Genomic DNA, 12,225 nt, shown 5'->3' with positions numbered 1-12,225 from the left:
ACCAGGCTGTGATGTCCGGACGGGCCCGGTCAGGGGGCCGCGCCGGGCCCGTCCGGGGCGCCGTCGGCCAGCGGGTTCGGCAGCAGCGTCCACTGGTCCCCGGGGCGCTGCCCGGCCAGCCGCATCTGGGTGAGCGCCTTCACCGGCAGCGGCTCCCGGAGCAGCGCCCGGCGGTCCGCGGCGGGCAGCTCGGCCCGCGCGGCCGACCCGGCCTCGGCGGCCACCGCCCCCCAGAGCAGCCGCTCCAGCTGCCGGTCGCCCCGGCCCAGCGCCGACACCAGGGCACTGAGGGTGCCGCCGAGCAGCGAGCCGAACAGTTTGCGGCGGAGCACCACCGGATCGTCGTCCAGCACGTGGCCGCCGAGGTCGTCGGCGCGGACGCCGTGGGCGGCCAGCCGTTCCCGGCTCACCCGGACGTCGGCCAGATCCCGGTAGACCAGGCGCAGCGGCCGGTCCAGCGGATCCAGCACGACCAGCAGGTTCTGCCCGTGCGCCTCCATCGCCACGCCCAGCGCGAGCAGCCGCAGCAGGGGTGTCCAGGCGAGCGCGGCCAGGGCGCGCAGCCAGGGGACCGGGTCGGCGAGCGGCGGGGGGTGCTCGGCCAGGGCCGCCAGCGGCACCACCCGCTCGCCCGGGTCCGCGTACGCCTCCGGCGACTCGCGTACCAGCACCGCGAGGTCCGGGCTGGGCGCGCCGTCGGTCAGGGCCGCGGCGGAGGCGAGGTTGCGGCTGATCCGCAGCGCCCCGCCGAGCTCCGCGCACACCCGCTCCAGCAGCGCGGACAGCGGCGCGCTGTTGGCCACCGACTCGCCGGAGATGTCCCGCACGGCGGAGGTCATCCGCAGCGACAGCGAGGTCTTCAGGTGCGGGCCGCCGTCCACCGGGGCCAAGGTCCGCACCGACATCAGCGGGCTGGCCGCCAGGGTGTCCCCGGTGGCGGCGAAGCCGAGCCGGGGCAGCACCTCGCGCAGCTGCCAGGGGTGCGCCGGGAGCAGCACCAGGTCGCCGTCGCGCAGCTGCCGCGGCCAGTCGCCGACCAGCAGGCAGCGCGCGGACGGCACCGCGACCAGGCCCAGCGGCACCCGCTGCCGGTGCTCGGGCGCGTAGGCCAGCTGGTCGGCCACGCTGAAGCCGGGGCGGCTGCGGCAGCACGGGTGGTACGGATGGCCGTCGACCACGCTCTGCTCCCGGTCGACCAGGGTGTCCCCGGGGCGGCCGACGGCGTCCGCCCGGGACAGCGCCAGCGAGGCGACGCTGTGGTCCAGTTCGGCGACCAGGCCCCGGCTCCCGGGCACGCCGAGGTCGTGCAGCAGCTCGGCCGGGTGGGTGTACTCGCGGTCCCCGAGCCGCAGCGACAGTTCGTCCTTGGGCGCGCCGACGTCGTAGGGGAGCGGGCGCGGGCCGCGCAACCGCTCGCGCGCCGCCGGGGGGACGGCGGCGGCCAGCCCCGGTTCGAACAGCAGTGCGCGCCAGAGTCGGGCCAGTACCGCCGCCCGGGCCCCGGGCAGGGCCTCGGCGAAGCCGGGCAGCAGCCCCGGGCGCACCGCCCGCAGCTCGGCGGCGAAGGACGCTTCCAGCGGGCGCATTTCGTGGGACATGGGCTGATTCCTACCCCGGGTTTGCCTGACATGATTGCGGGACAAGCCTCTCAGCGAGTCCAACGAAGGGGCGTTCCTGTGGCTGAGCCGGTGGACCGGGCGGACGCCCTCGCGACGACCGCGTTGCTGAACTGCCTGATCCGCGAGCTGGCCCGGCCGGAGCCGTCCGGGTACCTGCTGCCGCACTGCGGGGAGCGGTTCCGGGTCCGCCAGGACCGCTGGCCGTCCCGCCCGGAGCTGGAGGTCCCGGAGCCGGAGGTCCCGGAGCTGGAGGTCCCGGAGCCGGGAGCGGCGGGCCGGTGGCGGGCGCTGGACCTGGACGGGCTGCTGGCGCTGGCCGTCCGCGAGCTGCGGGCCCGGACCGGGGTGGACAACCCCGGCCTGCCGGGCGAGATCCGGGACAGCCGCGAGGCGGTCGCCGCGCTGCTGCGGGCCCGGGCCGCGGTCCCGGCGGCGACGAGCGGCCCCGGCGCCGATCCGTATCTGCGGTCCGAGCAGGCGCTGCTCGCCGGGCACCGCTACCACCCGGCGCCGAAGACCAGGGGCGGCGGTCCGGCGGCGCGTTGGCTGCCGTACGCGCCGGAGGCGTACGCCTCGTTCCCGCTGACCCTGCTCGGGGTGCCCGAGGAACTGCTCGCCGGGGACGGCGACACCACCGCGCTGGACCGGCTCTGGGGCGGGCGCGCCCCCGCGGGGTACCGGGTGTTGCCCGCGCACCCCTGGCAGCTGGAACTGCTGGGGGAGCACCCCGCGGCGGCCGGAGGGCGACTGCTGCGGCTCGGCCCGACCACCCAGCGGGCCTGGGCGACGTCCTCGCTGCGCACCGTGTACCTGCCGGAGGCCGACCTCTCGCTGAAGTTCAGCCTGGACGTCCGGATCACCAACGACATCCGCCGCCTGTGGCTGCGCGACCTGCGCTGGCTCGCGACCGTCGACGACCTGCTGGCGAAGGTGTTCGCGGACGGCCCGGCCACCGCCTCGGTGCTGGCCGACCGGGGCTACCGGACGGTCGGCCCGGCCGGAGCGGACGCCCACGAGGCGTTCGCGGTGCTGCTCCGGGACGGCTTCGGCCCGGCCCCGCGCCCGCTGCTCGCGGCCGGGATCAGCGAGGGCTTCCCGGGCGGCCCGCTGACCGGGGCGGGGCCCCTGGCGGCGCTGGACTGGTGGCGCCGCTACCTCGAACAGGTGGTGCCGCCGGTGCTGCACGCCTACCTGCGGCACGGCGTGGTGCTGGAGTGCCACCTGCAGAACGTCCTGGTCGGCCTGGACCGGGACGGGCTGCCCTGCCGCGCGGTGTTCCGCGACCACGAGGGCGTGAAACTGGTCGCCGAGCGGCACCGCGCGCTGCTGGCCGGTCTCGGACCGGACGTCCCCACACCCGGCGTCCCGGCCCGGTACGGCTGGCAGCGGCTGGTCTACTGCCTGGTGACGAACCATCTGCTGGAGATCGCCGGGGCGGTCGCCGAAGGGCGGCCCGCGCTCGCCGCCGAACTGTGGCCGCTGGCCCGCGAGGTGTTCGCCCGCTACCGCGACCACCCCGAGGTGCGCGAGCTGCTGGCCGCGCCGAGCGTCCCGGCGAAGACCAACCTGCTGCTGCGCTGGCGGGACGCGGACGGCGGGGACTCGGCCTACACCCCGCTGCCCAACCCGCTGCTGTGCTGACCCGGCCCGCCGGGGCGAGCCGGGGCGCGGCGACGGGGACCCGCCACCGCGCCCGGCGGCCGCTACGCCGGACCGGCGACGGCCGCGATCTCCTTCGCCAACGGGACCCCCGAGCCGTCGCGGCGCGGGTCGCGGCCCGGCAGCTCGGCCGGGGCGCCGTTGGCCGTCGCCGCGCGAGCCGGGGCGGCCCCGGCCCAGGCCAGCACCAGTTCGGTCTCCCCCTTGAGGAAGCGCTGGCAGCGCACCCCGCCGGTGGCCCGGCCCTTGCGCGGGTACTGGTCGAACGGCGTCGCCTTGGCGGTGCCCAGGCCCAGCCCGTCCAGCGTCTCCGCGGCCCCCGCGACGGTGACCACCAGGGCGTCCACCGCCGCGTCGACCGCGTTGAACGACAGCACCCGGGCGCCGTCACCCAGCTTGATCCCGGCCATGCCCCCGGCCGGACGCCCCTGCGGGCGGACCTGCCCGGCCTGGAACCGGAGCAACTGCGCGTCGGAGGTGATGAACACCAGCTCCTCCTCGCCGGTCCGCAGCTCGACCGCGCCGACCAGCCGGTCGCCCTCGCGCAGCCCGATCACCTCGAACTCGTCCTTGTTCTCCGGCCAGTCGGGGACGACCCGCTTGACGATGCCCTGCTCGGTGCCCAGCGCCAGGCCGACCGAGGACTCGTCCAGGCTGGTCAGCGCCAGTACCTGCTCACCGGCGTCCAGCTTCAGGAACTCCGCCGCCGGGGCGCCGCCGGAGAGGTTCGGCGCGCTGGAGCTCGGCGGCAGCGACGGCAGGTCGATCACCGGCAGCCGCAGCACCCGCCCGGCGCTGGTGACCGCGCCGACGTCGGCCCGGGCGGTGGCCGACACCGCCGACACCACCACGTCGTGCCTGGTGCGCCCGCCGTCGGCGTCCACCGACCGCACCGCGTCAGCGGTGCGGGCCAGCAGGCCGGTCGAGGACAGCAGGACCCGGCAGGGGTCGTCGGCGACCTCCAGCGGGACGGCGGCGGTCGCCACCGCACCGGCCTCCAGCAGCACCGTGCGCCGCTCGGTGCCGAACTTCTTGGACACCGCGGCCAGCTCGTCCGAGACCAGCTTGCGGAGCACCGTGTCGGACTCCAGGATCTCGGTCAGCTCGGCGATCTCGCCGTGCAGCCGGTCCTGCTCGGCCTCCAGCTCGACCTGGTCGAAGCGGGTCAGCCGGCGCAGCGGGGTGTCCAGGATGTAGACGGTCTGCGTCTCGGACAGCGAGAAGCGCTCCATCAGGCGCTCCTTCGCCTGCGCCGTGTTGTCGCTGCCGCGGATCACCGCGATCACCGCGTCGATGTCGAGCAGCGCCACCAGCAGGCCCTCGACCAGGTGCAGCCGCTCCTGGCGCTTGCGGCGGCGGAAGTCGGAACGGCGTCGGACCACCTCGAAGCGGTGGTCGACGTAGACCTCCAGCAGCTCCTTGAGGCCCAGGGTCAGCGGCTGGCCGTCGACCAGCGCGACGTTGTTGATGCCGAAGGACTCCTCCATCGGGGTCAGCCGGTAGAGCTGCTCCAGCAGGGCCTCCGGCACGAAGCCGTTCTTCACCTCGATCACCAGGCGCAGCCCGTGGGCGCGGTCGGTGAGGTCCTTGACGTCCGAGACGCCCTGCAGCTTCTTCGCGTTGACCAGGTCCTTGATCTTCGCGATCACCTTCTCCGGGCCGACGTTGAACGGCAGTTCGGTCACCACCAGGCCCTTGCGGCGCGGGGTGACGTCCTCCACCGAGACCTTGGCGCGGATCTTGAAGGTGCCCCGGCCGCTCTCGTAGGCGTCCCTGATGCCGGACAGGCCGACGATCCGGCCGCCGGTCGGCAGGTCGGGGCCGGGGATGAAGCGCATCAGCGTGTCGAGGTCCGCCGTCGGATGCTTGATCAGGTGCCGGGCGGCGGCCACCACCTCGCCCAGGTTGTGCGGCGGCATGTTGGTGGCCATCCCGACCGCGATCCCGGTCGCGCCGTTGACCAGCAGGTTCGGGAAGGCCGAGGGCAGGACCGCGGGCTCCTGCTCGCTGCCGTCGTAGTTCGGGGCGAAGTCGACCGTGTCCTCGTCGATCGACTCCACCATCGTCATCGACGCGGCGGTCAGCTTGGACTCGGTGTACCGCATCGCCGCGGGCGGGTCGTCGTTGCCGAGCGAGCCGAAGTTGCCGTGCCCGTCGATCAGCGGGAGCCGCATCGAGAACGGCTGCGCCAGCCGCACCAGCGTGTCGTAGATCGAGGCGTCGCCGTGCGGGTGCAGCCGACCCATCACCTCGCCCACCACGCGGGCGCTCTTCACATAGCCGCGCTCCGGGCGCAGCCCCATCTCGTTGGCCTGGTAGAGCACCCGTCGGTGCACGGGCTTCAGTCCGTCGCGGGCGTCGGGCAGGGCCCGGGAGTAGATCACCGAATAGGCGTACTCCAGGAAGGAGCCCTGCATCTCGTCCACGACATCGATGTCGAGGATGCGCTCCTCGAAGTCCTCGGGCGGAGGGGTCTGCGAACTGCGGCGGGCCATCGCGGCGGCGCTCCCTTGCGGTCACTGGCGGGTACGGCGGGGTGTGGCGTGCGGACGTGCGAGACGTGCGACGGGACCCATTCTGTACCGTCCCGCCGACAAAACCTGATTCGGTAGCACTCTCCGAGCACCTCGTTCGTTGCAGCACAATGAGGAAACCAGCAGTAACCGACCGGAAGGACGAGAGCGGATGGCCGACCTGGCCCCCAGTTCCACCAACGGATTCGTCATCAGCGAGCACACCCTGGACAACGGGTTGCGGGTGGTGCTCTCAGAGGACCACCTCACCCCGGTCGCCGCCGTGTGCCTCTGGTACGACGTCGGTTCGCGTCACGAGGTCAAGGGTCGTACCGGTCTCGCGCACCTCTTCGAGCACCTGATGTTCCAGGGCTCGGCCTCGGTCCCCGGCAACGGGCACTTCGAGCTGGTGCAGGGGGCCGGTGGCTCGCTGAACGGCACCACCAGCTTCGAACGCACCAACTACTTCGAGACCATGCCCGCCCATCAGGTCGAGCTGGCGCTGTGGCTGGAGGCCGACCGGATGGGCTCGCTGCTCACCGCGCTCGACCTGTCCGGCCTGGACAATCAGCGCGCCGTGGTGAAGAACGAGCGCCGCCAGCGGTACGACAACGTCCCCTACGGCACCGCCTTCGAGCGGCTGGTGGCGATGGCCTTCCCGGACGGCCACCCGTACCACCACACCCCGATCGGCTCCATGGCCGACCTGGACGCGGCCACCCTGGCCGACGCCCAGGACTTCTTCACCACCTACTACGCGCCCAACAACGCGGTGCTGGCGGTGGTCGGCGACATCGACCCCGAGCAGACCCTGGCCTGGATCGAGAAGTACTTCGGTTCGATCCCCGCGCACGACGGCAAGCGCCCGCCGCGCGACGGCAGCACCATCGTCCGCGACGGCGCGCCGCTGCGCGAGCACCTGGTCGAGGAGGTGCCCTCGCGGGCGCTGATGGCGGCCTACCCGCTGCCGCAGGACGGCACCCGCGAGTCCGACGCCGCCGACCTGGCGCTGACCATCCTCGGCTCGGGCGAGTCCAGCCGGCTCTACAACCGGCTGGTCCGGCACGACCGGAGCGCGGTCACCGCCGGGTTCGGCCTGCTGCGGCTGGCCGGAGCGCCGTCGCTGGGCTGGCTGGACGCGAAGACCTCGGGTGAGGCGACGGTCGAGGCGGTCGAGGCGGCCGTCGACGAGGAGCTCGCCCGCTTCGCCGCCGAGGGGCCCACCCCCGAGGAGTTGGAGCGCGCGCAGGCGCAGATCGAGCGGGAGTGGCTGGACCGGCTGGAGACGGTGAACGGGCGCGCCGACGAACTGTGCCGGTTCGCGGTGCTGTTCGGCGACCCCAAGCTGGTGAACTCGGCGCTGGACAAGGTCCTCGACATCACCGCCGAGGAGGTGCGGCGGGTCGCCGCCGACCACCTGACGCCGGGGAACCGCGCCGTCCTCACCTACGAGCCAGCCGCTCCCGAAGCCGCAGCCGCCACCGAAGCCTCCGACGCCGATGAGGACGCCCACGCATGACCATCACCTCCGCCATGACGTTCCACCCGCGCCCCGAGCCCGGCCCGGCGACCCCCTGGGCGTTCCCCGCGCCCACCCGCAGCACCCTGCCCAACGGCCTGACCGTGCTCCGCTGCGACCGCCCCGGACAGCAGCTGGTCGCGGTGGACCTGCTGCTCGACGCGCCGCTGGCGGCCGAACCGGCCGAGCTCGACGGCGTGGCGACCATCCTCGCCCGGGCCTTCTCCGAGGGCACCGAGACGCTGACCGCCGAGGAGTTCGCGGCCGAGCTGGAGCGGGCCGGGGCCACCCTGGACGCTCACGCCGACCACACCTCGCTGCGGCTCGCGCTGGAGGTCCCGGCCTCCCGCCTGGAGCGCGGCCTGCGGCTGCTCGCCGACGCGGTCCGCGCCCCGGCGCTGCCGGACGACGAGATCGAGCGGCTGGTCGCCAACCGCCTCGACGAGATCACCCACGAGCTGGCCAACCCGTCCCGGCGGGCCGCCTTCGCCTTCTACGACGAGCTGTTCGACGCCGCCGACCGGCTGTCGCGCCCCCGGGCCGGGACCGCCGACTCGGTCAAGGGCATCGACCGCGCGGCCGTCGCCGCCTTCTACGCGGCGCACGTCCGCCCGGCGACGGCCACCGTCGTGGTCGTCGGCGACTTCACCGGCGTCGACTTCGACGCGGTGCTCGCGGACACCCTCGGCGACTGGACCGGCGACCCGGCCGCCGCCTCCGTGGCCGCGCCGGTGGTCGGCGACGACACCGGACGGGTGGTCATCGTCGACCGCCCCGGCTCGGTGCAGACCCAGCTGCTGATCGGCCGGATCGGCCCGGACCGGCACGACCCGTCCTGGGCCGCGCAGATCCTCGGCACCTACTGCCTCGGCGGCACCCTCACCTCGCGGCTGGACCGGGTGCTGCGCGAGGAGAAGGGCTACACCTACGGCGTCCGCGCCTTCGCCCAGCCGCTGCGCTCGGCGCCGGACGGCCGCGGCCGGGCGCTGCTGGCCATCTCCGGTTCGGTGGACACCGAGTCCACCGCCCCAGCGCTGGCCGACACCTGGACCATCCTGCGGACCCTGGCCGCCGAGGGGCTCACCGACGAGGAGCGCGACGTCGCGGTGCAGAACCTGGTCGGCGTGGCGCCGCTGCGCTACGAGACCGCCTCGGCGGTCTGCGCGACCCTGGCGGACCAGGTCGAGCAGGGCCTGCCGGACGACTACCAGGCGCAGGTCTACCGGAAGTTGGCGGCCACCGACACCGCCGCGGCTACCGCCGCCGTGGTCGCCGCCTTCCCACCGGACCGGCTGGTCACCGTACTTGTCGGTGACGCCGCGTCAATTGCCGCGTCGGTCAAGGAGCTCGGCATCGGCGAGGTCACCGTCGTCAGCGCCTGACCCGGCGCCCGCGGCCGGTGGCGAGTGGAGGGCTCCGCGTCCGCTCGCCACCGCGCCGAGCGCCCCGGCCCCGGCCGCCACGGCGGCGGCCAGCAGGACCGCGCGGTGCCCGGCGGCGTCCAGCAGCATCCCGGCGCCGCCGGAGCCCAGCGCCGAGCCGAGGTTGTAGCCGGTGTTCACCCACGCCCCCGCCTCGGTCCTGGCGCCCGCCGCCACCCGCTCGTCCACCAGCAGGTACGCGGTGATCAGCAGGGTGTCGCCGAACGCCCCGGCGGCCAGCAGCGCCGGGGCCGCGACCGGCAGCAGCGGCGCCAGCGCGGGCAGCGCGTAGCACCCGGCCCCGGCGGCGGCCAGCAGCGTCAACCGGCGGCCGAGGGGCAGGCTCCAGCCCTGTCGGCCGTAGACCAGGCCGCCGACCACGCCGCCGAGGGAGGACAGCGCCAGCAGCCAACCGGTGGCGGCGGCGCCCCAGGTGGCGACGGCCGCGATCTCCAGTACCGCGAGCGCGCAGCCGGAGCCGGTCACCGCCGCCAGCGCGGCGGCGAGGCCCGGGGCGCGCAGCGGCGGCCGGGCGGCATCGGTTCCGGGCCCGGCCGCGGCCGCCCGGCCCGGAGCCGGGGCGCGGCGCAGTACGGCGGCCAGCGCGCTGAAGCCGACGGCGGTCAGTCCGGCGCAGACCGCCAGCGCGAGCGGGGCGGAGGCGGTGGCGATCAGTCCGCCGCCGAGCGCCGGGCCCACCGCGAAGGCAGTCGACTCGCCGACGGTGTCCAGGCTCAACGCGCACTGCCGCTGGGCCTGGTCGGCCGCCAGCACGCCCCACCGGGTCCGGGCCAGTGGCCCGACCGGCGGGGCGATCGCTCCGGCGGTGGCCACGAGAGTGATCGCGAGCCAGGGCGCGACGCCGACGGCGCCCGCGAGCGCGGTCAGCGCGAGCAGCGCCGTGTAACCGGTGGCCAGCAGCGGCAGGGTGCCGGGGCGCCGCTCCACCAGTCGCGCGCGGGCCGGTCCGACCACCGCGCCGACCAGGCCGAACAGCCCGGAGGCGGTACCGGCGACGGCGTAGGAGCCGGTCCCGGCGTGGACCGACAGCAGCAGCGGGAGGCCGAGCAGCCCGTAGCCGAGCCGGGCCAGCGTCGCGGCGGTGAACAGGGCACGGGCATGGGGCAGTGCCAGGACAGCGCGATAGGACGCGCTGCCCCGGGAGGGGCGTGGCATGGGGATTCTCCGGAGTCAGCAGACGGGCATGACCGATCGCGGTACCGCCCGGCCTCGCGGCGCGGTGCGGTCCGCAGGTCTGCTAGGGCCTGGAGCTCATGCGGGGGAGGTTAGCAGCGGCGGCGCCGATCGCGCCGCGGGTTTCCGGGGCGGCGGCCGCTCAGCGGTCGCCGGACAGGGCGCGCCAGCCGAGCAGCGCGGCCAGCAGCAGCGCGGTGCCGGAGACGGAGAACCCGGCGCGGGCCCCGAGCGACTCGCCGACGCCGGAGACCAGGAAACCGGTCAGGGGGAGGGTCCCGGTCATCGCCATGCCCCACAGGCTCATCACCCGGCCGCGCATCTCCGGCCGGGACTCCAACTGGACCAGGGTGTTGGTGGTGGCGATGAACCAGATCGAGGTGAACCCGGTCAGCGCCATCGCGCCGAAAGCCACCACCAGGTAGGGCGCCCAGGCGGTGAGCAGCACCGAGCCGCCGGTGGCCAGCGCCAGCACCCGCACCCGTGGCCCGGTCGGGGTGACCGTCCCGGCGGCGAGCAGCGCGCCGGGCAGCGCGCCGAGGCCGAAGGCGGCCATCAGCGCGCCGTAGCCGCCGCCGCCCAGGTGCAGCGCGCGGGTGGCCAGCAGCGGCAGCGCGATGCCCATGGCGAACAGCATCCCGCTGGCGGTGGAGAGCGGCAGGCAGGCCCGGATGACCGGGGTCCGCCAGGCGTAGCGCAGCCCGGAGCGGATCGCGCCGGGTTCCTTCGCGGGGCGGGCGCGGCGGCCGGCGGCTCGGTCGGGCTGCGGGACCATCCGCCACAGCACGTACAGCGGCGGCAGGAAGGAGATCGCGTTGGCGAGGAAGCAGGCCGCGGGTCCGACCGTGGCCAGCAGCGCGCCGCCGAGGGCGGGGCCGAGCACCCGGGAGGCGTTGAGGGCGACCTCCCACAGGCCGACCGCGCTGGCCACGGCCTTGGTGCCGACCAGGTCCACCACGTAGACCTGGCGGGCCGGGGAGTCGACGGTGGTGACCACCCCGGACAGGACCGAGATGACCAGGATCAGCCACAGCGCGAGCAGGTGCGTGGCGGTCAGCAGGCTCAGCGCGAGCCCGGACAGGGTGAGCAGGAGCTGGGTCGCGAGCAGCAGCCGACGCCGGTCGTGGCGGTCGACCAGGGTTCCGGCCCAGGCGCCGAGCAGCAGCAGCGGACCCCAGGTGCACAGGCTGAGCACGCTCAGCCAGAAGGCGTTGCCGGTCTGCTGGAGCACCACCCAGGACAGCGCGACGGCCTGGGTCATACTGCCGGAGGAGGAGAGCACCTGGCTGCCGAACCACCAGCGGAAGTCGCGGCGGTTCAGGGCCTCGCCCATGCGGGAGAGCGCCCCGCCTATACCGGTGGGCTGCCCGGCGGATGTCCGGGCGGTGTCCGCCGTGTCAGCTTTCAAGGTCGATTCCCCCCTCTCAGCTGCGGACTTTAGCGCACTTGTACGAATGTGACAGGCGTCACATCGATCTGGGGACTTTCCGGGGATCCGCTCCCCGTTTAGCTGATTGACTGAAGGAACCGGGGGATCCTTCCCCGTTTCCAGACCGTTACCAACGTCAAGCCGCCACCAGAGTCCCGTACCGTTACTCACGCAGCAGAGGAGAGGACCATGACCGACCTGGCCACCAAGACCGACCTGGCCACCAGGACCGGCGCTCCCCGACTGCGCGCGGACGCCACCCGCAACCGCGAGCGCATCGTCGCCGCGGCGCAGGAGGCGTTCGTCGAGTTCGGTGCGGAGGTCGCACTCGACGAGATCGCCCGCCGGGCCGGGGTCGGCAACGCCACGCTGTACCGGCACTTCCCCGACCGGCGGGAGCTCTCCCGCAGTGTTGTGCTCGCTGTGTTCGATACCATGGCGACACAGGCCGAGACCATGCTGGCCGAGGTGCCGGAGGCGTTCGACGCGCTGGCGCAGGTGGTCCACGGCGCGGTCGACGGGAACGTCGGTGCCCTGTGCCCGATGCTCGCCGAGTGGATGGACCCGGGGGAACCCGAGCTCATGGCCGCGCAGGACCGCCTCGACACCGCGGTTGAGGCCATCATCGCCAAGGCCCAGGCGGAGGGCAGCCTCCGGCAGGACATCGGCGCCGGTGACATCCTCACCGTCGCCGCCCAGATCGCGCGCCCGCTCCCGGGCGCACTACCCGCTGACCACAACAAGTCCGTGCACCGCAGCCTCCAGCTCTTCCTGGACGGCCTGCGCGCACCGGCCCGCTCCGTTCTCCCCGGGCGGCCGACCACTCTCCAGGACCTGCGCCGCGACTGCGCGGTGCGGACCGACTGCTGAA

The 12,225-nt window shown here is 74.6% G+C and carries 8 protein-coding genes; 4 read left to right on the top strand and 4 right to left on the bottom strand.

Annotated elements, in window-relative coordinates:
• Nucleotides 1–29 precede the first annotated feature (29 nt).
• Nucleotides 30–1,598, bottom strand: coding sequence for an IucA/IucC family protein (locus GXP74_RS32005; RefSeq protein WP_225448350.1), 1,569 nt, complete (start codon nt 1,596–1,598; stop codon nt 30–32).
• Nucleotides 1,599–1,628: 30 nt separating this feature from the next.
• Between GXP74_RS32005 and GXP74_RS32000 the strand changes: the two genes are divergently transcribed.
• Nucleotides 1,629–3,260 (top strand): IucA/IucC family siderophore biosynthesis protein, encoded by a 1,632-nt coding sequence (locus GXP74_RS32000; RefSeq protein WP_182454756.1) that lies wholly within the window; start codon nt 1,629–1,631, stop codon nt 3,258–3,260.
• A 62-nt stretch (nt 3,261–3,322) separates the two neighbouring features.
• Here the strand turns inward: GXP74_RS32000 and GXP74_RS31995 are convergent, their stop codons facing one another.
• Nucleotides 3,323–5,773, bottom strand: coding sequence for a DNA topoisomerase (ATP-hydrolyzing) subunit A (locus GXP74_RS31995; RefSeq protein WP_182454755.1), 2,451 nt, complete (start codon nt 5,771–5,773; stop codon nt 3,323–3,325).
• Between the two features lie 190 nt (nt 5,774–5,963).
• On the opposite strand from GXP74_RS31995, the gene GXP74_RS31990 reads away from it, so the two are divergent.
• The gene (locus GXP74_RS31990; RefSeq protein WP_182454754.1) at nt 5,964–7,310 is read left to right on the top strand and encodes a pitrilysin family protein; all 1,347 of its coding nucleotides are present in this window, start codon (nt 5,964–5,966) and stop codon (nt 7,308–7,310) included.
• On the top strand, nt 7,307–8,692 hold the full coding sequence (locus tag GXP74_RS31985; protein ID WP_182454753.1) for a pitrilysin family protein: 1,386 nt from the start codon (nt 7,307–7,309) through the stop codon (nt 8,690–8,692). The genes GXP74_RS31990 and GXP74_RS31985 overlap by 4 nt, the downstream gene beginning before the upstream one ends.
• Here the strand turns inward: GXP74_RS31985 and GXP74_RS31980 are convergent.
• A complete protein-coding gene (locus tag GXP74_RS31980) occupies nt 8,633–9,907 on the bottom strand; it encodes an MFS transporter (RefSeq protein ID WP_182454752.1) in 1,275 nt (424 codons plus the stop codon). The genes GXP74_RS31985 and GXP74_RS31980 overlap by 60 nt on opposite strands.
• 160 nt (nt 9,908–10,067) lie before the next feature.
• Nucleotides 10,068–11,333, bottom strand: a complete 1,266-nt coding sequence (locus GXP74_RS31975) for an MFS transporter (protein ID WP_225448348.1) — start codon at nt 11,331–11,333, stop codon at nt 10,068–10,070.
• A gap of 210 nt (nt 11,334–11,543) precedes the next feature.
• On the opposite strand from GXP74_RS31975, the gene GXP74_RS31970 reads away from it, so the two are divergent.
• Entirely contained in the window at nt 11,544–12,224 is a 681-nt protein-coding gene (locus tag GXP74_RS31970; RefSeq protein WP_182454751.1) for a TetR/AcrR family transcriptional regulator, read from the top strand.
• Nucleotide 12,225: the final 1 nt, after the last annotated feature.

It is taken from the genome of Streptacidiphilus sp. P02-A3a, from assembly GCF_014084105.1.
GTDB lineage: Bacteria > Actinomycetota > Actinomycetes > Streptomycetales > Streptomycetaceae > Streptacidiphilus.
This window is presented reverse-complemented; position numbering and strand designations above follow the sequence as displayed.

What these genes read in the sequence shown, in the direction of transcription:
- GXP74_RS32005 (WP_225448350.1), bottom strand. Translation starts at nt 1,598, where the DNA reads ATGTCCCACGAAATGCGCCCGCTGGAAGCGTCCTTCGCCGCCGAGCTG.
- GXP74_RS32000 (WP_182454756.1), top strand. Translation starts at nt 1,629, where the DNA reads ATGATTGCGGGACAAGCCTCTCAGCGAGTCCAACGAAGGGGCGTTCCT.
- GXP74_RS31995 (WP_182454755.1), bottom strand. Translation starts at nt 5,773, where the DNA reads ATGGCCCGCCGCAGTTCGCAGACCCCTCCGCCCGAGGACTTCGAGGAG.
- GXP74_RS31990 (WP_182454754.1), top strand. Translation starts at nt 5,964, where the DNA reads ATGGCCGACCTGGCCCCCAGTTCCACCAACGGATTCGTCATCAGCGAG.
- GXP74_RS31985 (WP_182454753.1), top strand. Translation starts at nt 7,307, where the DNA reads ATGACCATCACCTCCGCCATGACGTTCCACCCGCGCCCCGAGCCCGGC.
- GXP74_RS31980 (WP_182454752.1), bottom strand. Translation starts at nt 9,907, where the DNA reads ATGCCACGCCCCTCCCGGGGCAGCGCGTCCTATCGCGCTGTCCTGGCA.
- GXP74_RS31970 (WP_182454751.1), top strand. Translation starts at nt 11,544, where the DNA reads ATGACCGACCTGGCCACCAAGACCGACCTGGCCACCAGGACCGGCGCT.